19 protein-coding genes and 1 tRNA gene are annotated in these 22,173 nt (G+C 67.1%); 9 read left to right on the top strand and 11 right to left on the bottom strand.

Annotated features, from left to right (window positions below):
* The first annotated feature begins 199 nt into the window (after positions 1-199).
* Positions 200-1,405, top strand: coding sequence for an AAA family ATPase (locus F4Y45_01950; GenBank protein MXY23268.1), 1,206 nt, complete (start codon positions 200-202; stop codon positions 1,403-1,405).
* A 3-nt stretch (positions 1,406-1,408) separates the two neighbouring features.
* A complete protein-coding gene (locus F4Y45_01945) occupies positions 1,409-1,993 on the top strand; it encodes a DUF4276 family protein (GenBank protein MXY23267.1) in 585 nt (194 codons plus the stop codon).
* Here F4Y45_01945 and F4Y45_01940 read toward each other — a convergent pair.
* Positions 1,990-2,982 carry a PQQ-like beta-propeller repeat protein gene (locus tag F4Y45_01940; GenBank protein ID MXY23266.1) on the bottom strand — a complete coding sequence of 331 codons (993 nt, stop codon included), beginning with the start codon at positions 2,980-2,982 and terminating at the stop codon, positions 1,990-1,992. The two genes, F4Y45_01945 and F4Y45_01940, sit on opposite strands and share 4 nt — an antisense overlap.
* Between F4Y45_01940 and F4Y45_01935 the strand changes: the two genes are divergently transcribed.
* A complete protein-coding gene (locus F4Y45_01935) occupies positions 2,948-5,953 on the top strand; it encodes an ABC transporter permease (protein ID MXY23265.1) in 3,006 nt (1,001 codons plus the stop codon). The genes F4Y45_01940 and F4Y45_01935 overlap by 35 nt on opposite strands.
* Before the next feature lie 23 nt (positions 5,954-5,976).
* Here F4Y45_01935 and F4Y45_01930 read toward each other — a convergent pair.
* Positions 5,977-6,066: transfer RNA gene (locus F4Y45_01930), tRNA-Ser, on the bottom strand.
* 45 nt (positions 6,067-6,111) lie between these two features.
* On the opposite strand from F4Y45_01930, the gene pyrF reads away from it, so the two are divergent.
* Together pyrF and F4Y45_01920 are read left to right on the top strand one after the other, a co-directional pair.
* Positions 6,112-6,897 carry an orotidine-5'-phosphate decarboxylase gene (gene pyrF, locus F4Y45_01925; protein MXY23264.1) on the top strand — a complete coding sequence of 262 codons (786 nt, stop codon included), beginning with the start codon at positions 6,112-6,114 and terminating at the stop codon, positions 6,895-6,897.
* Positions 6,894-7,412: a DinB family protein gene (locus F4Y45_01920; protein MXY23263.1), complete on the top strand. Its 519-nt coding sequence runs from the start codon at positions 6,894-6,896 to the stop codon at positions 7,410-7,412. Before pyrF ends, F4Y45_01920 begins: the two co-directional genes overlap by 4 nt.
* 51 nt (positions 7,413-7,463) lie before the next feature.
* Here the strand turns inward: F4Y45_01920 and F4Y45_01915 are convergent, their stop codons facing one another.
* Positions 7,464-9,116 carry an acido-empty-quinoprotein group A gene (locus F4Y45_01915; protein ID MXY23262.1) on the bottom strand — a complete coding sequence of 551 codons (1,653 nt, stop codon included), beginning with the start codon at positions 9,114-9,116 and terminating at the stop codon, positions 7,464-7,466.
* Between the two features lie 63 nt (positions 9,117-9,179).
* The gene (locus tag F4Y45_01910; protein MXY23261.1) at positions 9,180-10,109 is read right to left on the bottom strand and encodes a c-type cytochrome; all 930 of its coding nucleotides are present in this window, start codon (positions 10,107-10,109) and stop codon (positions 9,180-9,182) included.
* 44 nt (positions 10,110-10,153) lie between these two features.
* Between F4Y45_01910 and F4Y45_01905 the strand changes: the two genes are divergently transcribed.
* Positions 10,154-10,969: a DUF4159 domain-containing protein gene (locus F4Y45_01905; GenBank protein MXY23260.1), complete on the top strand. Its 816-nt coding sequence runs from the start codon at positions 10,154-10,156 to the stop codon at positions 10,967-10,969.
* A gap of 40 nt (positions 10,970-11,009) precedes the next feature.
* On the opposite strand, the gene F4Y45_01900 is transcribed toward F4Y45_01905, so the two are convergent.
* The 5 genes from F4Y45_01900 to F4Y45_01880 form a co-directional block, all read right to left on the bottom strand.
* Positions 11,010-11,420 (bottom strand): putative toxin-antitoxin system toxin component, PIN family, encoded by a 411-nt coding sequence (locus tag F4Y45_01900; GenBank protein ID MXY23259.1) that lies wholly within the window; start codon positions 11,418-11,420, stop codon positions 11,010-11,012.
* Entirely contained in the window at positions 11,410-11,661 is a 252-nt protein-coding gene (locus F4Y45_01895; GenBank protein MXY23258.1) for a type II toxin-antitoxin system Phd/YefM family antitoxin, read from the bottom strand. The genes F4Y45_01900 and F4Y45_01895 overlap by 11 nt, the downstream gene beginning before the upstream one ends.
* 77 nt (positions 11,662-11,738) lie before the next feature.
* Positions 11,739-12,755 (bottom strand): hypothetical protein, encoded by a 1,017-nt coding sequence (locus F4Y45_01890; protein MXY23257.1) that lies wholly within the window; start codon positions 12,753-12,755, stop codon positions 11,739-11,741.
* A gap of 108 nt (positions 12,756-12,863) precedes the next feature.
* Positions 12,864-15,233, bottom strand: coding sequence for a carbohydrate binding family 9 domain-containing protein (locus tag F4Y45_01885; GenBank protein ID MXY23256.1), 2,370 nt, complete (start codon positions 15,231-15,233; stop codon positions 12,864-12,866).
* Positions 15,233-16,129 carry a hypothetical protein gene (locus F4Y45_01880; protein ID MXY23255.1) on the bottom strand — a complete coding sequence of 299 codons (897 nt, stop codon included), beginning with the start codon at positions 16,127-16,129 and terminating at the stop codon, positions 15,233-15,235. The genes F4Y45_01885 and F4Y45_01880 overlap by 1 nt, the downstream gene beginning before the upstream one ends.
* 131 nt (positions 16,130-16,260) lie before the next feature.
* Here F4Y45_01880 and F4Y45_01875 point away from each other — a divergent pair, with 131 nt between their 5' ends.
* Positions 16,261-17,418: a hypothetical protein gene (locus F4Y45_01875; protein ID MXY23254.1), complete on the top strand. Its 1,158-nt coding sequence runs from the start codon at positions 16,261-16,263 to the stop codon at positions 17,416-17,418.
* A gap of 87 nt (positions 17,419-17,505) precedes the next feature.
* On the opposite strand, the gene F4Y45_01870 is transcribed toward F4Y45_01875, so the two are convergent.
* Positions 17,506-18,648 (bottom strand): exo-alpha-sialidase, encoded by a 1,143-nt coding sequence (locus tag F4Y45_01870; protein ID MXY23253.1) that lies wholly within the window; start codon positions 18,646-18,648, stop codon positions 17,506-17,508.
* 99 nt (positions 18,649-18,747) lie between these two features.
* On the opposite strand from F4Y45_01870, the gene F4Y45_01865 reads away from it, so the two are divergent.
* The gene (locus F4Y45_01865; GenBank protein MXY23252.1) at positions 18,748-20,307 is read left to right on the top strand and encodes a lytic transglycosylase domain-containing protein; all 1,560 of its coding nucleotides are present in this window, start codon (positions 18,748-18,750) and stop codon (positions 20,305-20,307) included.
* Here F4Y45_01865 and F4Y45_01860 read toward each other — a convergent pair.
* The gene (locus F4Y45_01860) at positions 20,302-20,742 is read right to left on the bottom strand and encodes a two pore domain potassium channel family protein (protein MXY23251.1); all 441 of its coding nucleotides are present in this window, start codon (positions 20,740-20,742) and stop codon (positions 20,302-20,304) included. The two genes, F4Y45_01865 and F4Y45_01860, sit on opposite strands and share 6 nt — an antisense overlap.
* A 53-nt stretch (positions 20,743-20,795) precedes the next feature.
* On the opposite strand from F4Y45_01860, the gene F4Y45_01855 reads away from it, so the two are divergent.
* Positions 20,796-22,130 carry a M20/M25/M40 family metallo-hydrolase gene (locus F4Y45_01855; GenBank protein ID MXY23250.1) on the top strand — a complete coding sequence of 445 codons (1,335 nt, stop codon included), beginning with the start codon at positions 20,796-20,798 and terminating at the stop codon, positions 22,128-22,130.
* Positions 22,131-22,173: the final 43 nt, after the last annotated feature.

The following is a 22,173-nucleotide window of genomic DNA, read 5'->3' as shown; positions in this document are numbered from 1 at the left end:
GCCCACCGTTAACGCGATGTGCTGCTCCCCTTCACCCCTCGCAGGGTGCTGCCTCCTGGGCCATGGGAATCGGAGGCAGCGAGCCTACCGGTTTCCGTGGTAGCGGCGGGGCCTCGCTGACACAGCGCTCGTGACGGTCCCACGTCCACTACGCGGTGGTGTTGCGGCCCCGCGTCGTAGGCGCTAGGCTGCACGGACCATGGATCGTCGGCTTCTAACCCGTGTCGTCCTTCGGAACTACAAGAGCATCGCCGCGTGCGACGTGGCGCCCGCGCAGCTGTCGTTCCTCGTGGGTGCTAACGGATCGGGCAAGAGCAACTTTCTTGACGCGCTTCGCTTCGTGGCCGATTCGCTGCGATTCTCGATAGACCATGCGCTGCGTGACCGCGGGGGGATCAACGAGGTGCGCCGCCGGTCGGGCGGTCATCCGACGCATTTCGGGATCCGCGTTGCCTTCAATCTCGGCGAATCATGGGGACACTACGCATTCGAGGTGGGCGCCAAGCCGCAGGGGGGCTTCGAGGTGCAGCGCGAGGAATGCTATGTGCTGAGTCGCGACGGTGTCGAGCCGCAGTTCTATGAAGTGGAGGGCGGACATGTCACCCGGAGTGCCCTTTCCCTCCCTCCGGCCGCCGTTGCCGACCGTTTGTACCTCGTCAACGCCTCGGGTCTCAACGCCTTTCGGCCCGTGTACGATGCACTTTCGGGTCTGGGGTTCTACAACCTCAATCCCGAAGCGATCAGGGATTTGCAGCCGCCTGATCCGGGAGATCTCCTGAAACGGGACGGTAGTAACGCGGCGAGCGTCCTGTCCAACCTGGCGACTCGGGCACCGGTTTTCAAGCAACGAATCGAGACTTATCTAGGAAAGGTCGTTCCTGGTGTCGCGGGCGTCGATCGTCGGTCGGTAGGTCCTCGGGACACTCTGGAATTCCGACAGGAAGTGCGGGGCGCTCACTATCCGTGGCGGTTCTTTGCCAGCAACATGTCCGACGGAACCCTACGGGCTCTTGGTGTGCTTCTGGCGCTCTTCCAAGGCGCGGGCGATGGCGCGACGCGTCGCAGCCTCGTCGGTATAGAGGAACCGGAGGTGGCCCTGCATCCCGCGGCTGCTGGCGTCCTGGTCGACGGACTCCGCGACGCGGCCGAGCACGCCCAGGTGCTGGTTACGAGCCACAGCCCGGATCTGCTGGACGATGATGAGATAACGGCCGATTCGATCTTCTCGGTCGTGGCCAAGCATGGCGAAACGCGCATCGGTCCGCTGAACGACGTCGGGCGCGCGGTGCTTCGAGATCAACTGTATACGGCCGGCGAGTTGCTCCGGATGGGGCAGCTCGAGCCAGATCCCCGACTCGCGAACGTGTCGCTACGCCAGATCGCGCTGTTCGGTCCCGAATCCTGAGCTGTGTTCCGACTCGCAACCATTGTCGAGGGTCACGGCGAGGTCGAGGCGGTTCCGATTCTGCTACGGCGCATCGCGGAACAGGTCGCGCCCGCCCTCTCCTTGCGGCTACCGCGGCCAATCTGTGTCAACCGACAGCGCGTGTTGAAGGCCGGTGAACTGGAGCGAGCCGTTGAGTTCGCCGCCCGGCAGGGGCAGACAGGTGGTGGCGTACTGGTCTTGCTCGATGCCAACGGTGACTGCCCCGCCGAACTGGGACCACAGTTGTTGCGCCGTGCCACCGAAGCACGAGGGGACCGAGCCATCCGCGTCGTGTTGGCGGCGTCGGAGTACGAAGCTTGGTTCTTGGCAGCAGCAGGTTCAATTGCCGGACGGCACGGCGTTCATCCAGGTACGGTCCGGCCGAAGCATCCCGAGTCGATCAGAGACGCTAAGGGTTGGCTGAGCAAGCAAATGCCGACAGGACAGCGCTACCGGCAGACCCTCCATCAACCCGCGTTCACGGCGATCTTCGATCTCGAGGCGGCTCGGACGGCGCCGTCGTTCGATAAGTTGTGGCGGGACGTGAGCGCACTACTGAACGCCTAGTCCTCAGCGATCTTGTACAGGTAACGGTACCCACGCAGGAACAGCTCGTCGTCCACCAGCGCGGGTGAGGCATCGAAGCCATCGTCGAGCTGGTTCACGGCCAGCACCTCGTAGCGGGACCCCTGCCGGAGTACGAGGGTCGCGCCGTCGCGGCCCGTGATATAGACCCGTCCGGCTGCCCCGACCGGCGAGGCGAAGACGTTGGGCGTCGCCTGCAGGCGCTGGAGCGCATAGTGCGGCTCACCGGTCGCCGGATCCAGTGCGGACAGGATGCCGTCGTTGCTCTTCAGGAAATACAGGACATCGTCGTAGAGCAACGGAGACGGCACGTAGGGGGTGTCGCGGTCGAGTTGCCAGGCGATGGCATCGGTGCCGGCGATGTCGCCGCGCGCGTCGGCCAGACGGATGGCCTGCAGGTTGTTGCCACGGTAACCGCTCATGACGTAGACCATCCCGTCGGCGTGCACGGGGGATGGAATCGCGTTCATGGTGGTGCCACGGCTGTGCCAGACCGTCAAGCCGGTCTCGAGGTCGTAGCTGTAGACCTGGTTCATGGCCGGGGTGACCACCTGCGCGCGGCCGTCGTGCTCGACGACGAGCGGCGTGGCCCAGGTGTCGATCTCGTCCCGGTTCGACCGCCACCGCTCCTCCCCGGTGCGGGCGTCGAGCGCGGCGACGAACGACTGGCCGCCGACGTGATCCCAGGTCACGACCAGCGTGTCGCCATACAGGGCCGGAGTCGTTCCTTCTCCGAACGCGTTACGCATGTGCCGGGTGCCGAGATCGACTTCCCACAGCGGCTCGCCGTCGAGGTCGTAGGCGTAGAGGCCCCACGATCCGAAGAATGCATAGAGCCTCTCGCCGTCGGTCACCGCCGAACCCGAGGCGTAGCTGCCGTTGGGTTGTTGGTAGCCTTCGTGGGGAAGCGCCTCGTGGGCCACGCGCTCCCACAGGATGTCGCCGGTCTCGCGGTCGAAAGCCAGGACCATGAACCGGTGCGCCCGCACCTCGTGCGGACCCCGGCGTCCGCCACGACCGCCCCGATCACCGCGGCTGCCGCGCCGTTCCGCCCGGGCCTGGCGCTGCGGGGGATCGGGCGTTTCGAGCGGCACCGGTTCCCCGAACGGAACCGCGGTCAGGAGGAAAACCTTGTCGTCCCACACGATCGGCGAAGCCGACCCGCGCCCGGGAACCTCGACCTTCCAGGCGACGTGCTCGGTCTCGCTCCAAGTGAGCGGCGGATCGGCGTGCCGGGAAACCCCGTTGGCTTCCGGCCCTCGCCACTGCCCCCAGTACCGGTCGGCGTCGGCAACCTGCGCGCCGGCGGGCAGCGTCCAGCCGAGCACAAGCCACAGAGCCACGGTTGCGGTAGGCGGTCGCTTTTTCTTCACTGAGCTGGAACCTCATCAATGGACGGTCGGCAGAGAGCGCGCTTCACTGCCCGCGTCGGCACGGTCGATGACATCACGATTAATGACGAGGCTCACCCCGCTCTTGATTACCGTCCGGGCGAGTGCTTGGCGCTACGATCAGAGAATTGTGTCGGATCTCCGTTTCGCGTTGCGTGGCCTCGGTCGCCAGCCGCTCGCCTCGGCGGTTGCGATCGCCACGCTGAGTCTCGGTCTCGCGGCCGTGACGACGCTGTTCGCGGTTACCGACGCGGTGATTCTGCAACCGATCGGTGAGGACGATTCCCGGCTGGTTCGGGTCTGGAAGGACGACGTCGAGCGAGGCAACGGTGTGCTGTTTCCGATCTCGTATCCCGAGTATCTGGTCTGGAAGGACGAGGTGTCGGGCTTCGAGGCAATCGCCGCCATCAACTATGCCGACGGCGCGACGGACGCCGTCGTGATCGACGACGAACCGGTCACAGCCAATATGGTGCGGGCCTCGGCCGAACTTCTGCGCACCGTCGGAGCCCGGCCTGCCTACGGGCGCCTCCTCGAAGCCGGCGACGACGTCGAGGGAGCCGAGCTCGTCGCCGTTGTCAGCCACCGTTTCTGGCGCCGGGTGAGCGGGGACCCGGCGTTCGTCGGACAGCGCATCAGCAACGCCGGAGACACCCCAATCACGATTGTCGGCGTGCTGCAGCCCGACAGGGCCTACCCGGTCGACGCCGATATCTGGTTGCCGCTGGTTCCGGCGTTCGCGCGCGACCCCTACGTGACTCTGGACAACCCGCGGGGCTTCCAGTTCCACGTCGTGGGAAGACTCGCGCCGGGCGTCACGATCGGCCAGGCGCAGTCCGAACTGGAGGTCATCCACGGCCGGCTGAGCGCGGCGTACCCGGAGGACTACCCGCGGATGCCGATCGTGGCGACACCGCTGGCCGACACGGTCTTCGGACACGTTCGGCCCACGCTGGCGCTCTTGCTGGCCGGCGCCGCGCTCGTGTTTCTCGTCGCGGGGGCGAACGTCGCCATCCTGCTGCTCATGCGGGCCGAGTCCCGCCGCGTCGAGATGGCGGTGCGGTCGGCGCTGGGCGCGACTCGCGGACAGCTCCTGAGACAGACCGTGATCGAGGCGGGGGTTCTCGGTGTGGCGGGCGTCGGCGGCGCGCTGATTCTGAGTCGCGGACTACTCGCGCTCACCAGCGTCGTCGATCCGGGTCAGGCGCCGCGCATTGCCGAGGCGTCGCTCAGTCCCCAGGTGCTGGTGTTCGCCGTCGTCGCGATGGCGGTGTGGACCCTCGTGTTCGGTACCGCTCCGGCGTGGCAGACGCGGGTGACGAGACTGTGGGGATTCCTTACGCATCGCTCGGCCGAGCATGCACGCGGAACCGGCCGCCGGCTCCAGGTGATGGCCGCCGTCCAGATTGCGTTCGCCGTGGTGGTCCTCGTCGCGGCCGGGCTCTTGACCCGGTCGCTGGGGCAACTGCAATCGATAGACCGTGGGCTCGAATCCGACGGTGTGGTGACGACGCGGATACTCCTGCCGTGGCAGCGCTATCGCACTCCCGACGAGGTTCGAGCGTTCTACGACCGCGCGATTGAAGCCGTCGAACGGATTCCCGGCGTGATCTCGGCGGCGCCGTATCACCTGCCGCCAGGCACGGCCACGACCGGTCTCAGCTCTCCCTTTCAGTTCGAAGGCCAGACGCCGGACGAGTCGGCGACGAACGAGTGGGCCAATTGGGATATCGCGATGCCGCGGTATTTCGAGACGATGGGTATCCCGATTGTGAGCGGGCGCGCCTTTTCGCGCACCGACACGGCCGATGCGCAACTCGTGGCGATCGTGAGCGAGAGCGCCGCCGCGCGCTACTGGCCTGGCGAGGACCCGATCGGCAAACGGGTCCGGATCAGTCCGAGCTTCGAGTGGTCGACGGTGGTGGGGGTTGCCGCCGACCTGAGGTATCGCGAGCTCATCAACAACTGGATGACGGTCTACTATCCGGCCATTCAGTCGTTCCATTTCGACGCCAGCAACCTCGCGATTCGCACCGAGCGGCCGCCCGCGACGTTGCTGGCCACCGTCCGCGAGACCCTTCAGGGCATCGAGCCGTCGGTACCCATAGACACGCTGACACCGATGGACGAGCTGCTCGCCGCCGAGCTCGCGCGCCCGCGACTCGCGGTGCAGATCTCGATCGCCTTCGGACTGGTGACGCTCGTGCTGGTCACGGTGGGTCTGTTCGGCATCGTGTCTTTCGACGCGAGGCAGCGACGGGTAGAGATGGCGATCCGTTCGGCGCTGGGAGCGAGCCCGCGCGCGCTACGCCGCCTCGTCGCGTGGCGAGGCCTGCGGCTCGCGGCGACGGGAATAGTCGCGGGTCTCGCCGCGACCGCCCTGGGAACACAAGCCCTCGCCGCGGTCCTGTACGGCGTCTCTCCGCTTGATCCAGTCACGGTGGCCGCGGTCGCCGGCGTGCTGGCGCTCGTGGCCGGGATGGCGTGCTGGATTCCCGCCCGACGGGCGGCGGCCACCGATCCCTCGGAGATGCTTCGAAGCGGCGAGTAAGTCTGCGCGGCGCAGTGCAACTATGGCGGAGGGACAGGGATTCGAACCCTGGAGCGAGTTTCCCCGCTAACGGTTTTCAAGACCGCCGCCTTCGACCGCTCGGCCATCCCTCCGGAAGGCCTGCCTTAGGCCTGATCGCTACTGTACCATCAGGCCCCATGGCGCAGACCCCCGGACAGGAACGATTGATCGTGGCGCTCGACGTCGACAGCATCGAGCGCGGGGCGGAGCTGGCGGATCAGCTTCGGCGCGTGCGGATGTTCAAGCTGGGCTGGCGCCTGCTGATGGCGGGGTTGCGGACGCGCGGACTGGCGGAGCTGTGGCAGTCGATTACGGGCACCGGGCGCCAGATTTTCGTCGACCTGAAAGTGCCGGACATCGGGAACACGGTGGCGGACGTCGTGGGCGATCTGGCGCGGGATCCCCAGGTCCGGTTCCTGACGCTGCACGAGAACATGCAGGCGCGTGACATCGAGCGAGCGCGGGCGGCACGCGGGGAGAGCGCGACGCCGCAACTGCTGATGGTGCCCTTCGTATCGAGCCTGTCGGCGGAGGATTTTCCGAAGGTCGCGCCTGCGGCCGTGGCACAGGGAATGACGATGAACGAGTGGATCCTCGAGCGGGCCGGCTCGGCTCTCGACCGCGGTTGCGACGGGATCATCGCGTCCGGGGATGCGATCGCGCTCTGCCGCAACCGCTGGCCGCGGGATGGCGCGCGCGAGGTGGTCATCGTCAGCCCGGGTATCCGGCCGGCGGGTTCCGGGGCGGACGATCACAAGCGGCTGACGACGCCAACGGATGCGATCCGGGCGGGCGCCGACTATCTGGTGGTGGGACGTCCGATCCTGCACGCGCCGGACCCCGCCGCCGCAGCCGACGCGATTATCTCGGAAGTGGACGCGGCGCTCTTGAGCGGTGCCGAGAAAGCGAAGGAGACCGGATGACAACGCAACCTGAAGTCTGGCTCCGCGGCCCCGTCGAAGGCTTCGAGCCGCTGCTCATGCCGGCCGTGCACTCCTTGCTGCAGGCGCGCGAGGATATCGAGGGCTTGGTCGCGTCGGTGCCGGCCGACCATGTCTGGCAGCGCCCCGGGGGCGCTGCGTCGATCGGCTTTCACGTCCGCCACCTGGGAGGAGCGCTCGATCGCCTGCTCACCTATGCGCGGGGCGAGATGCTGTCCGACGCGCAGCGGGCCGCCGCACGGACCGAACGCGAGCCCGGCGAACCGCCCGAATCGCTAGGCGAGGCCGTGGCCGCCGCCGGTGCATTGATCGAGCGTGCGCTGGACCAGTTGCGGGCCACCACCCGGGAGGATCTCCTGGCCCCCAGGAAGGTCGGTCGCCTGGGCCTTCCGAGCACTACGCTGGGCCTGGTCTTCCATGCGGCGGAGCACTGCACGCGGCATGCCGGGCAGGCGATATCGACGGCGAGGATTCTGCAAGGCGCGAGCGATTCGTAGCCGTTGGCACGTGCCGCTGCCACGGTCAAGGCGGCTGGCGCCTGCGCCCCGCTAATTCAGCACGAACGCAAACAGCCGTTGATCCACGGCGATCAAGACGTGCTGCCGGCCGTCCACCAGGTAGGTCTGGGGAGCGTTCGAGATGTTGCCGACGCGCGTGTGCCAGACCAGTTCCCCGGTCGCGGCGTCGAACGCCACAAAGTTCCCGCTGCCGTCGCCCGTGAAGACCAGGCCGCCCGCCGTCGTCAGCACACCCGCCCCGCCGCCGCCGCCGACCGGCCAGGGGTGTCGCCAGACCTTCTCACCGGTCCGATAGTCGATGGCGGTGAAGGCGTTGCCCCCCGAGCCCACGACGATCCGGTCCTTTCCGCCCAGCCCCATCGATCCCCGCGGGTCGGGGTCGGTCAGGTAGAGCAGATTAAACCCGTTGTTCTCCTGCGTATAGAAGAGGCCGGTATCCGGATTGAACGCCGGCGGCTGCCAGTTCACGACGCCGCCCTCGACCGGCGAGACCAGCGCGCCCGGAATGATGGCTTCCTTCTCCGGTGCGGGCTCTGGTTCGCCGGTTTCGCGGATGTGGCTGGCCCAGTTCGCCGTGGCGCCGTAGCGGCTGGTCGCGACATGCTCTCCGGTGACGCGGTCGACGGTGAAGAAGTAGCCGTTGCGAGCCGCGGTCGAGACCAGCTTGCGCGGAACGCCGTCAATCACGCCGTCGATCAGGATCGGGGTCTGCGCCGAGTCCCAGTCGTGCGTGTCATGTGGCGACGTCTGAAAGTACCAGGCCATCTCGCCGGTCGCCACGTCAACCGCGATCAGCGTGCAGGTAAACAGGTTGTCGCCCCGCCGCGCGATGCCTGTATAGCCAGGCGTCGGGTTGCCGGTACCGAAGATGTAGTAATTCGTCTCCGGGTCGTAGACGCCCGGCACCCAGACCTGGCCGCCGCCGTGGCGCGCCGCGTCGAGGTTCGGCCAGGTGTCGATGCCGGGGGAATCGAGGGTCATCGGCACCGTGTAGAAGATCCACTGCCGCTCCCCCGTCTCCGGATCGAACGACTGCAGGAAGCCGGGCGCGTCGAGATCGTTGCCGGTGCCGACCAGGACGTGATCCCCTGCCACGATCGGCGCCATCGTCGAGAAGTACTGCTCCTCGAAGCCCGCAATCTCGACGTGCCACCGCTCCTCGCCGGTGCGGCGGTCGAGCGAGACCAGGTAGTTGTCGGGCGTCTCGAAGAAGAGCGCGTTCCGCCAGATCGCGGCGCCGCGATTACCGATGTGAATGCTCCCGCGGGTCTTCCAGAAGTAGTGCCAGATCTCGTCGCCGGTGCGCGCATCGAGCGCCCAGACGTGGTCCGGCGCGGTGAGGTAGAGGACGTCGTCCACGTACAGGATCGCCCCCTTCAGCCGCTGGCCACCGATGATGAAGTCGCCGGTGCCCTCTCCGCCGACGAAGTCGGGCGCGCCCGGTCCTTCGAGCCGGTTCGGCATCCCGGTGTCGATCGCGCGCGTCCAGGCGAGTGACATCTGGTGGACGTTCTCGGTGTTCACCTGGGTCAGCGCGCTGTAGCGCCGGCCGGTGTAATCGCCCGAATAGGTCGGCCACGTCGCCTCGAGCGGTTCGAGCAGCGCCGCCGGATCGAGCCCGTCTTCGTTCTGGGCCGAAGCGACCGCGACGGGCAACAGCGCGATCACCGCCAGCGGGACCATCAGCAGGGCCCGCCGGGTCCGTCCGGCGCCGGCTCCTTGTCGCTTCACCATGCCCTCGACCTCCTACCGTAGCGTCGCCAGGTACGCCGTGACGTTGTGAATGTCGGTATCCGTGTAGATCGGCAGCAGCTCCGTGTGCCGCCCCGCCGGATCGTCCAGCTCGACGCGTGGTTCGTTGCCGCGCCGGCGGAACGAGCGGCGCTCACCGTCGGCGGTCACCAGCGAGACGTAGAAGTCGTCGTAGCGGTCGAGCGTACCGACGACGCGCTCACCTGACGACCGCGTCACCGTGACCGTGACCGGCGGCCGCTCGGCGCCGAGCCGCTGCCCGCGCACCCAGGTGTTCTGCAGCTCCTGCGACTCCGTGATCTCCGAGGCGATGCCGGCCAGGTCGCCGGTCGGGGAGTGGCACGCTGCACAGTTCGCCTCGAAGTACGCGCGCCCCGCATCGGCGTCGCCGACGAGGATGTTCAACTCGACTTCCGCCCCCTCCGGCGGACCGCCCTGCCGCGTCGCGGTAGCCAGGACGCTGTGCATGTAGACGGCCACCGCAAGCGCGTCGTCCTCCGAGAGCGACTGCGGCGGCATCGACGACCCGCCCAGTGTCGTCTGGCCGTCCCGGATCACGGGCCAGATCAGCTCGCCCTCGCGGTCGCGCAGCACCAGTTGCGACCGCAACAGGTTCGGGCCGCCCAGGTCCCCGCCGCGCAAGTCGATGCCGTGGCAGGCGCGGCAGTGAAGGCCGTAGAGTGCCTGACCGCGCTGAATCACCTCGGGGTCGCCCGGCGGGCGCTGGAACGCGTCGTACGGCTCCTGCGTCCGGTCGCGCTGCCGCGGCTGGGTCTGTGCCGCGACGACGAGTGTCGCGCCCGCGAACAACAGCAAGGCGGCGCCAATCTTCCGAGCGATGCCGGTCATCGTGCGCCGGCGTCCATGCTGGCCAAACGCGAATAGCATTCGTGCCGTGAATGTTAATCGGCAAACAACATTCATGGGCGACTCGGTTCGTGGCTTAATATCGCTTGAGAGGACCTCGAATGCGCCGATGGCAGCGGTCGCTCCGGGCCCCAGCGCTGGCTGCCGTCGCGGCCACCGCGCTAGCGATGGCTCTGCTCGTCGTTGCGGTGACGGCAACCGGCGCGCAGCCGCTGTTCCGCGGCGTCGGTGACTGGGGCAGCATCGGCCTTCCCTACAAGGCGGACTTCACGTTCGTTCGCCTGCGCTGGGACCGCGGCGAACCGGGCGGGCCAATGTACGGCCGCGGCCCGAATTTCTGGATACACGAGTTCCCGCGTGCCGAGCAGCACTTGATGACGCTGCTCGACGACTTCACCACGGTGGACGCCAACGTCGCGGGAAGCCTCATCCTCACGCTGGACGACCCTGCACTTTTCCGCCACCCGATTGCCCTGATGCAGGAGCCCGGCTTCTGGCTGATGACCGACGAGGAAGCGGCGCAGCTCCGCGCCTTCCTCCTGAAGGGCGGCTTCGTCATCTTCAACGACTTCGAAGGCCGCCAGTGGGAGAACTTCGAGGGCCAGATGCGGCGCGTCTTGCCCGACGGCCGGTGGCTCCCGCTGGACCCCGGCCACCGCATCTTCGACAGCTTCTTCCAGGTGACGGAACTGGATCTTCCCAATCCCTTCAATCACCACCTGGCGGGGCTCGTCCCCGAGTACTTCGGCCTCTTCGAGGACAACGACCCCGATGGCCGCCTTATGGCCATCGCCAACTACAACACCAACCTGGCCGAATTCTGGCAGTCCGGCGGCACCGGTTTCTTCCCCGTCGAGCCGATGAACAACGGCTTCGAGCTGGGGATCAACTACATGATCTACGGCCTGACGCACTGACCGCGCGCCGGAGTTCGGGCGCTACGGGGGATGCGGCTCGTTACCGTCGAAGCCAATCCCTGGGAGTCAGGATGGGAATGCCCTGGAAGGGCGAAAGCACCAGCAGGTCCTCGTCGCCGGTCACAAGGCTGTCCGCCCGCCCCTGCAACGCGGTTTCGAGGAGCTTGTCGTCGTGCGGATCGCGGCATCCGAGCGTCGCGCCGACAATCGACACCCAGGCCGAAACCGCTTCGAGTTGTGCGAGGAAGACGGCGCGTGCATCCGGACGGGCGTACCGATCGAACTTCGGCGACAGCATCCGCGTCCGCAGTTCGTCGAAGGTCTCGTCCGAGAAGAGCAGGATCCCGCCGGTCTCGCGGAGGGCGTCGATGACCGCCCGGGGAGACCCGGAGGGTTGGAGCGCCGCGCTGATCAACACATTGGTGTCGATCACCACCCGTTCAGTCGTCATCGCTCAGGAGCGCATCCAGCCGGGCTTCGGTCAAACCGCGCGCCGTGGCTTCGGCCCCCAGGCGGTCCATCGTTTCGGTCAGGCGCGCCCATGCCGCGCCCCGCAGCCGTTCGTACTGCTCCATCGACATGACGACTCCGACCGGCCGGCCCTTCTTCGTCAGTCGTACCGGTGCGCTCTGGGCTGCATCCAACAGTTGTCCAAACCGGTTCTTGGCCTCCCTGGCCGCGATCTCCTTCATGTGGACATTATAGCTATTATGGCTCCATAGTCGCCCGACCGGGGCGCCAATGCATCAGGCCGCCGCACCGCCGGCGGCTACTGCTCGTCGAGCGACGTGACCTTCTGCGTGTTCTTGTTCCGCGCGCCGGCCATGATGCCGGTCAGGCCGTAGTTGCCTTCATGGCAGGCGTACTCGTAGAGGACGCCGTCGGTGCGGCGGAACGGAATGACCACCGTCCAGGGTCGGGTGTAGTTGTTCGGATCCTGGATAGTGAACTCGTACATGACGGTGTCGGCGTCGATACGCGTGAACTTCTCGATCAGGTAGGTATCCTTCGAGCTGCCGGCGAAGTTGGTCTCGCGCAGGAAGTTCCTGGTTTCGACCACCAGTGTTTCGCCTTCCCAGCGCCCGCGGGAGCTGCCCACCCACTGCGGGACCTCGGCGTGCGGCTGATCGATCGGGATGATCCGGACGTTGTGGATGTGTTCGTTCAGCAGCGCGACGTAGCCGGGCGTCTGGAAGATGTGCACGTTGTTGTTGTACGACCCAGGGCGCATCGGCGGACCGGAGTTCGAGCCCATCAGGCAACGGTCGCCGAGGCTGCGGTCGGTGTAGTGGTCGGCGAAGCCGTTCCGGAGGTTGAGCCGGCGGATCTGCTGCGCCCGGGCGAACTCGTCGGTATACGGAATCCGGCCGCTTGGCGGATCGACCACGAGCGAGGTCCGCTTGTCGCTGGTGAGCTCGATGCCTCGCTCGTACCAGAACTCGTTGTACGAAAGGACGCCGCCTTCGGCGCGTGATTGGTAGCCGGCGCTCGGCGCGCCAGTCTCGGGGTCGAAGAGATCGCGGTTCAGCCGCACCCGCTCGGACGCCTCGAACTGCGCCGCTTCCTCCGGGTCAAGGGTCTCCTTGTCGGCGAGAGCGGCGGGACGCTGCAGCGGGGTGAGCGTCCGGAAGGTGAAGATCCCGGAGATGTCGGGCTGGCCGTCGGGAGTGCGCATCGGCATCGTGGGCGCGGAGCCGTCCGACGACTGCGCGAGGACCGACGGCGCGGCAAGCGCGACGGCACCGCCGATGGTCACGGCGGCGACAGCGATTCGGAGGGTTTTCATGGCGGTCTCCTTCGCGTCGAAGTCCCTATCCTACTCTCAAACAGGCTGGATGACGGGCGGGTTCGATAGCCTCTGCGGGTCTGGAGGCTTCTGCACCAGGGCTGCCGGTCAGAAGCGGAACAGCCGGTTGAACTTCACGACGAACGCCCGGTTCACGAGGCCGGGGAAGCGCCGCATCGTCGTGTCGCGCTGTTCGTTGAAGACGATGAACAGCTCGCTGCCCGGCTGATACTCCCAGCGGAACCGGACGTTGGCGGAGACCGCGTCGGCGGCGGAGTTGTACTGCAGCAGCGCGCTGGCGAACATCAGCGGCGTCATCGTGTAGGTGATCCGCGAGCCGATCAGATTCGTCGTGAACGACCCCTCCACCAAGTCGATCTGGTTGATCGACCAGCTTGGTTCCACCGAGAACTGGTTCGTAATGCTGGCGCGTCCCCGGCTGACCGTGAAGGCGGTCTTCGTTCCGCTGTAGAAGGTGCCGTGCTCCACCATCATCGTGCCGCCGATCCGTCGCTGCGGCCCGAACTGGTAGCTCACCTGGCCGTTGGTGAAATCGTAGCCGGCAACCGGTAACGTGACGCCCCTCGCGATCGGAAACGGCACCGGCAGGAACTCGTACGACTTCATGGCGTTCACCGTGAACATATCGCTGTTGTCGAGTTCAATCGTGAAGATGCCGGTTGCCTCGCGTGTCTCTACCTGGCCGGCCAGGTTTTCGACGTAGGCGAACGACCCGCTCCACAGGAAGCGGCGGACCCAACCGATATTCTGCGGCCGGGGGCTGAAGCGGAACAGGCCGTAGCTGCGCCGCATGTCGCGACGGCGGACGAAGCCGATCTCCGGATTGAAGGAATCGCCGACCAGCAGGTGTTCCAACTCTACGCCGTACCGGTCGCCCCGGTAGTCGAGCTGTGCGCGGTAGCTGGTGTCGTTGCCGGTGAGCCCGGGCGTGCGGGTCTGCGCCCAGTGGGTGTTGATCGTGACGTCGTCGTAAAAGCCGAAGACGGCGTCGGCGCCGTACGCCTCGTTCGACCCGTCGCCGATCCGGCTCTGCGACCGGCCGGTGAAGAGCAGGCCGATGGTGCTGCGCCGCAGGATGTCGCGTTTCGCCCGGAGCACGGTGAAGTTGGTGCCGGGCGCGAGCGGCGCCGCGGCGGCCAACGCGCCGGGGGTCAGGCTGGTCGAGACCGGCGCGTCGGCAAGCAGCTCGCCCGAGTGGATGTTGATCGCCCCGAGCGTGAACGCGCCGGCCCGGCCAGTCAGCCGGCCCCCCGCCCGGAGGGGCACCTCCCGCGTCCCCTCGAGGCCGATCCGCCGGCTGTAGAACAGAATCGGCATGTCGTTCGCTCCCGCAATACGGCCGCTCGTCGCGCCGCCGCCGAAGCTGAAGATCCCCTGGTTCTCCAGGAAGAACTCGCGCTTCTCGGGAAAGAAGAGGTTGAAGCGCGTCAGGTTGATCTGTTGTTCGTCCGCTTCAACCTGCGCGAAGTCGGGATTCAGGGTGAAGTCGGCGGTGAGTCCCTCGGTGACACCCAGCTTGGCGTCGATACCAAAGTCGCCGTTCGGGTCATTCGACAACCGCGCTGCCGGATCGGCCGGCGCCAGATTCGTCGTGAGGTCGCCGATCACGTACGGTTTCACCTCGAATAGGCGCGATGCGGGGGGTGCATCGATGCCGACCAGCGTGGCGGCAAGCGATGCGCGGAAGTGTCCCCGCAGTCCCTGCGCGGCCGAAAGCGGCGTCAGATAGGACGACTCGTTCTTCCAGCGGTTCACCCGGCGCGCCTGGAAGCCCCAGACCTGCGGTCCGCCGGCGCGGTAGCGGAGCGACTTGAAGGGTAGCGCCGCCTCCATCGTCCACCCGCCTTCGAAGCGGCCCACGGAGAAATCCCAGATGGGGTTCCAATCCATGTTTACCTGCGACTCGTTGGTGGTCTGCGCGTCGATGCGGCCACCGACCGCCGTCACCTCGAACATGATCACGTTGCGCCGGTCGTAGAAGGTGTCGAACGACCAGGCGAAATTATCGTCGCGCACGACGCGGAAGTTATCGCGCCGCATCTCGTTCGCAACAATCCGGTCGGGGCGCGTTTCCCAGCACCGGGCGACGACGTAGACGTTGTCGTCGTCGAACAGCAGCCACACCTCCGTGCGCTCCGTGGCCGGCGCTCCCTCGACCGGATCGTTCTGGATGAAGTCGGACATCGACTGCACTTGCTCGTAGATCTCCTCGTCGAGATCGCCATCGATGTCGATGCGCTGCCCGATACGTGTGGCGCGAAGCGTGACTCCACTGGCATCACGCACTATCACGGCGGGCGGCACAGGTGGTGCCGGTCCGAAGATCTCCGTCGGGGCCGTGGGTGCCGACTGCGCCGCGGGCTGCGATCCGGCCTCCCCCGGTTGGCCTGCCGTTACCGCCGGGGCCGCGAGGGCCAGCGCCGCCGCGAAAACAAGAGCAGGAACCCGGGTCGCCATCAGCGTCCTGCGGCCTGCTCTTCTTCCCACCGCGCGATTTCCAGTATCGCGGTCATGCCGACGTTGCCCTCATGACAGGCGAACTCGAACATCGGCCCCTCGGTCCGCGGCATGCGGATCTCGGCCGTCCACGGGCGGGACCAGAGCGACGGGTCCTCGAACGTCACGGCGTAGCGGATCGCGTCGTCGCCGGTCCGCGTGAAGCGCTCGGTGAGCGTCACGTTTTCCATCGAGAGACGCTGGAACTCCTGGTCAGGGTGGAAGTTGGTGGTTTCGACGACGAGGGTGTCGCCCTCAAAGCGGCCGCGCGAGTCACCCAGCCACAGGCGGATTTCGTCCGGGAGGCGAGGCCGCCCATCGAGCCAGACCACGCGGTACTCGTGCACCATCTCGAAGAAGAGAATCAGTTGGTCCGGCGCCTGCGCGATATGGATGTTCTGACTGTAAGGGCCGCCGAGGCGCGGGATGCCGTACGAGATACAGCGCCCCGGCAGGTTGCGCTCCTCTGGGTTGTCGAACCCGTCGGGCGAGCGAGCGTCAAGCGCTGCGCGGCCCGCCTCCGACCACGGAATCCGGCCGTCGGGCGGGTCGACGATCATCGCCGTCCGCCCGTCGGAGAGCGAGCGCTCCCACCAGACCACGCGGCGCGCACCGACCCCTTCAGCCGACGTCTGGGCGGCATTCACCTCCGCAACTTCCGCCTCGTCCAGCAGCGGCCGCTCACCGTAGCGTTCGGGCCGCTCGAGCGGGGTTGCCGTGCCGTGGTTCCAGAGACCCTGCAGGTCGGGGTCTCCCCAGGGGGTGTGCGGCGCGGTCTGGGCGCCGCCGGCTGTGGGCAGCAACAGCATGGCGATGGTTACCGCGGTGCGGCGCGCGGCCAGGGCCGAAGAAGCCATCGAGAATCGATCCTACCGCCGATTGACGTCCCCGTGGCGGCGTGCGTTTCCCCGGTTGGAACCTGTAACGGTTTCGGCTAGGATCGGGCTTCTGAACGGGTTCCGACGACCGGATCCTAGGAGAGAAGACCATGATGGACTATCGATTCGTAGTCAGGCGCGGTGGGACGCTCTTCGCGCTGGTGGCGATGGCCGCCGCGGTGGCCTGCGGGGGTGGCGCGGAGATGGCGCCGGCCGACGACGCAGCAATGGCGGAGCCGATGGGCAATGCCGATCTCGTGCAACGTAACCTGCCGAACCCGACCAGTGACGTGCTCACGCAGTGGGCTGAGTTGCCGGACGACCGCACATGGGGATCGACGGCGGGCATCGACATTGATCCCACCGACGGTCACGTCTGGGTGTACGACCGCTGCGGGGCGAACGGACTGGACGGCGGCTGCGCCGCCAACCCGACAGTCGATCCGATCCTGAAGTACGACCGCAACACGGGCGAGTTGCTCGCCAGCTTCGGCGCGGGACTGTTCGTGCTGCCGCACGGTCTGCACGTCGACGACGACGGCAATGTCTGGGTAACCGATTCGCAGGGGAACGACGAGATCGGACATCAGGTGTTCAAGTTCAGCCCCGAGGGTGAAGTCCTCATGACCCTCGGTGTGGCCGGCGAGCCGGGCAGCGACCCGGAGGGACGTCATCTGAACGAGCCGTGCGACGTCGTTACCTGGGGACCGACAGGCGAGATCTTCGTTTCGGACGGTCACAGCGGCCAGAATCCCGATCCGCCGGAGGGTCGGACCGGCCGCATCCTGAAGTACGACGCCGAAGGCAACTTCATCAAGCAGTGGGGCGAGATCGGTTTCCGTCCCGGGCAGTTCCGCACGCCGCACGGGGTGGAGTTCGACTCGCAGGGGCGGCTGTTCGTTGCCGACCGCGGCAACCACCGGATCCAGATCTTCGACCGCGAGGGCGAGTTGCTCGACATCTACTACCAGTTCAGCCGCATCAGCGGGCTGTTCATCACCGCGGATGACACCCTGTACGCCATCGACTCGGAGTCGACAGAGCGGAACCACTACGGCTGGATGAACGGCGTACGGATCGGTTCGGCAGGCGAGGATCGCGTCACCGGGTTCATTCCGCCTCACATCCCGTCCGAGGGGAGGGTCTTGCAGGGGCTGGCGGGCGAGGGAATCGCGGTCGACGAGGATGGCAACGTCTTCGTTGCCGAGGGCCCTGCTTCGCGGCCGTTCGCGGGCGGCGGTCTGACCAAGTATCCGGTGGCGAACTAGCGCGCCCTGGCGGGCGCGTCGGCAGGACTGCCGATTCAGCGGCTAAGGGGTTTCCCGTGGCGCCGTGCGCGGCGCGGGGACTTCCGTCTAGTAGATGACGAGGAACCGGCCGTCGGGTTCCGCGACGATGGCGGCCACGCTCCCTTCCGGAATCTCCGGTCCGGTCCCGCGGTCGTCGGTCGTCCTGCCTTCGCCGAAGAGCTGCCAGTGGAAGGTCCCGCCCGACTGCCAGCCCGGACCGTCGCCCCACGCGAGAAGCGTCTCGTGCCGTTCATTCACGGCCACCGCCGGGTTCTTCTGCCGCGCCAGGAGCTCTCCCGCCGGCGACGAGGTTGTTTCGCCGGCGTGGATCTTCCTGAAGTAGACTTGACCTTCAGTTTCCCAGGCCACGGTGACGCCATCGGGCCCGTTGGCGAGGCTGGTCGTCGAGATCGGGCAGGCGTTTATCTCCCACGGGTCGAGCTCGCGGTCGCTGAACGTCTCGCCCCCGTCCCCTGACATCAGCAGCCGCTGGCTCCGCCGGATGTTGTCGCCAGCGCCGCGGTAGGAGACGTAGACGTTGCCCCTGGACGAGCCCGATGCGCCCGCCAGCGCATGCAGCCCGCAGCAGTCGCACGCCCCCTCGGCGGCCGGGCTGATCGGCCGGGGGATCGAGAACGTCCGGCCGTCGTCCTGCGAGGCGGCCATGAAAACGGCGCGTTCGGAATCGGGCGGCTCTCCCGTGTGCCAGAAGATGTAGACGTTGCCGGACTCGTCGGCGGCCACTGACGGCCCTGCCTCCACGCCTTCTCCACCGGCAAGCGCGAACTGTGGCTCGAAGCCGGTTCCCGTATCGTTGGTCCGTGTGTAGAGGAACTCGGTCCGGCCCAGCTTGAACCAGACGACGTGCAGCCGGCCATCGCGGCCCAATGCCATCTGCCCGCCGTCGATCGGGCCCATCCCCACGACCGTGCCCCGCTGCGAGTTCACGTACTGCGGCTCCGACCAGGCGGACGCCCCCGACGCCCGCGTGACGTAGCGAAGGTCTCCCGCGCGCGGCTCGCCTTCGAAATAGACGACATGGACGGTCCCGTGGTCGTCCAAAAGAGCCCTCGGCAAGCGGCCCCCATCCGGCAGACGGAGCAGAGACACCTCATCGTGGAGTGTGATCGGCCCGTCTGAATTGCCGGCGCAGCCGGCGCCGAGCAGCATGATGGCAAGCGCGACGGCCAGGGGCCTGTTGGTCAGCATGGCTCCAACAATACCGCAGTCGGCAGGGCCGGCGCCGCTCCGTGGGGCTGCAGGTTCCACTCGCGCCGGCCGATAGTAGACGCATATAATGGCGCGCAGATGCGCGGGAAAGCGTTCCTGGTGCAATCTCTCGGTCAACGGCCAACCACGGTGCTCGGACCACTCGTAGCGGTCGTCGCGACCGGTCTGCTGGTGGCGGGCCTCGCGGACGAAACCGCCTCCGTGGTCGTCCGGGCGCAGTCGGCGCATGAGGTGGGGCCGCCGGTGCCGGCGGAGTTGCCGGAAGCCGCCGCAGGCACGATGCAGGCGGTCGCGGGTCAGGCTCAGGCCCGCTACGATGCCGACGTTGCCGCCTTCCGGATCCACCGTCCCGCGTACCCGTTCTGGCAGCACATTTTTACAATCCCCGACGGCAGCATCGTCTACGGCAGCGGTACCGACGGCCACCTGTTAGCGACGTTCCCGCAACGTGGCAATTGGGCCCGCGATGGCGAATGGGTCGACCCGGCGCACGCCAACGTGCTGCAGGGACAATCCCTGCCGCGCCGGCTCGGGGACCGTCGCGACCGGGTGGCGGAGTTGCTCGAACCAGTCGTCGGGGATGTCCTCCATAATCCGACCCGCGGTCGCTTCCTGGCGCCGCACGCGACGCGCCACGGCGACTTCCTGAAGGAATGGGGCCGGATCTACGAGCGGTTCGGCGTGCCGGCGGAGATCGGCCTCGCCCAGGCGATGGTCGAATCGGGACTGAACGGCCGCGCTCGCTCCCGCGTGCGCGCGCTCGGCTTCTGCCAATGGATGCCGCGGAACTGGAGTCTGCTGAAGCGGCTCTCTCCGTACGTCATCGAGGGTTACAACCAGACGACGCAGGCGCCATTCTGCGCCGCCTACCTGTCAATCCTGGCGACGATGTACGGCAGCTTCATTCCGGCGCTGTCGGAACATCACGCCGGTGGCGTCAATGTCGGGCGCACGATGATCAACGGTGAGCGGCTGGGCGCGAACGACAAGCGAGAGCAGTATCTGCGCGGTTCGGACTTCGCCAAGGCGCTGCGGCAGATCTCTATCCGGCGCTACCGGCAACTGTTCCGCACCTACGGGCCGCGCTCGGCGCTTTATGCGGAGATGGTGTTCGGCAACGTCTATAACGTCCGCCGGCTGATCCTCGAGATGCCGCAGTCCCGGGTCTACGCGATGCGCGCGCCGCGGAACCTCGCCATCGGCGCCATCTCCGACGTAACCGGTCTGTCGCGCGATGAACTGAAGCGGTACAATCCGGCCCTCGTCCGCCAGGTGCCGCGCGGCGCCAACGTCTATCTTCCGATGTACGTCGAGGAGTTCGGACCGGACGTATCGTTCTGGCACCGTCCGCCGACTCCCGAGTACGCGGCCGTTCTGGACGAATTCCTGGGGATCGAAGCCCCTCTGGAGGACTGGCACACGCGTGCGTTCGCCGAGCGGCTCCGGGAGTTCGCCGCGCGGTTCGCGGAGACCGGAACCGAAGAGGGAACGGTCATGTCGACGATGATCCGGTTCACGATCGACAGCCTGATCAACAACCGTCGCGGCGCCATCCTCACGGAGTTCCGCAGCAGCGACCGGATCCAGGGCCTCTTCGAACGCGGCCGCCAGGAGCTCGCTGCTCAGGGCGGCTCATAAGCCTCCCCGGACATCCCTCCAGTGCGTCTGCATCTCGAAGAACGTGTAGGAAGCCGTCCAGGCAATCAACACCAGCCCGGTCACGGACTCCGTCACGGCGAGCACCTGCCCTCCCCGAACCGGCACGATGTCGCCAAATCCAAGCGACGAGTAGACCGTGCCCGAGAAATAGAAGATGTCGAGCAGGGTCGGCTCGAAGACCTCCATGTCAAAGTGCGCCAGTTCGACAGCTCCCGCATCGATCAGCAGGTACCACGCGACGGAATAGACTCCGACCTCCGTTATGTGAGCCCCTAGCGCCAGCGTCACGGCAAGCGCGACGCCCACTCGCCTTGATTTCCACACCTTCCGAACGAAGAACGAGATGAAGACGAGCGCTTCGTAATGCAGTCCCACCGTGATGAGCGACAGGAGGGCGGCGGTGAGGGTCATCACGACGGGGACCACCCTATCCGATTTGCGCCCGGTCGTGTGAGAATACGGTTGCCATGCCCCGAAGACTGCCGCCCCTAGGAGCTTGGCGCCGGCGCGCCGGGCATGGCGCGCTGGCGCTCGTCACGCTCGTGTGCGCCGCCGCTTGTTCCCCATTGCCGGCCAGCGTCGCCGCACGGTCCGGGGCACAGACTGGCGACGCCGTCATGGCGGCGGCTCAGGCGGAACGGGAGCCGATGATCGCGACGATGCGCGATCTCGTCTCGATCGAATCGGGCAGTCGCGACGCCGAGGGCCTGCGGGAGATCGCGTCGCTCATCGCCGACCGGTTGCGCGCCGTCGGGGGCGACGTGGAGCTGGTGTCCCACGATGATCCCTACGTCATGGTCGATACCCCGGAGGAGATTGGCCAAAGCGTCGTCGCCCGATTCCGCGGCTCCGGCACCGGGCGCATCCTGTTGCTGGCGCACATGGACACGGTCTATCTGCGCGGCCAGCTTGCCGAACAGCCTTTCCGCATCACCGACGGCCGCGCCTACGGCTTGGGCATTGTCGACGACAAGCAGGGGATCGCGCTGATCCTGCACGTCCTGTCCGTGCTGCGCGCGCTCGAGTTCGACGACTACGAGCTCATCACGGTGCTGATCAACGGTGACGAGGAGGTGAGTTCCGCCGGCTCGCGCTTCCTGATCACGCGGCTCGGAGCGGAGCACGACGTGGTCTTCTCGTGCGAAGGGGGCGGATCGACGGATCGCCTCGCCCTCACCACGGCCGGGATCGGCGCGGTGCTGTTGAAGGTGACCGGCCGCGCGTCGCACGCCGGCGGCGCGCCGGAGCGCGGCCGCAACGCCTTGTACGAACTGGCGCACCAGGTGCTGCAGATGAGCGACCTGAGCGATCCTCGGCAAGGTATCAAGTTGAACTGGACGATCGCGTCGGCCGGCGCGACACGCAACGTCATTCCGGCCGAGGCGAGCGCGACCGCCGACTATCGGGTGTTGCGCGTCGCGTCCTACGACGTAGTGGAACGACGGGTGCGCGAGCGGATCCGCAATCAGTTGATTCCCGGCACCACCGTCGAAGTCACCTTCGAACGCCGCCGTCCACCCCTGGAGGTGACCCGCCGGGCGCGCCGGCTGGCCGCGCACGCGCAGTCGATCTACCGCGAGCTGGGCCGCGAGCTGGGCGTTTCCGATCAGGCGGCGGGTGGGGGGACGGACGCCGCCTTCGCGGCGCTGGAGAACGACGGGGCGGTAATCGAAGGCCTCGGCCTCGTTGGCTTCGGAGCCCACTCCGACACGGCCGAATACGTGGAACTCTCTTCCATCGAACCCCGCATCTACCTGCTCAGCCGCCTCATCATGGATGTCGCGCGCGGCGACGCGCCCTGACGGCGCGCCGTGGCCGGCGCGTTGGAAGCTCCGTTGCCACGAG

The organism is Acidobacteriota bacterium (assembly GCA_009838525.1).
Lineage (GTDB): Bacteria > Acidobacteriota > Vicinamibacteria > Vicinamibacterales > UBA8438 > VXRJ01.
This window is presented reverse-complemented; position numbering and strand designations above follow the sequence as displayed.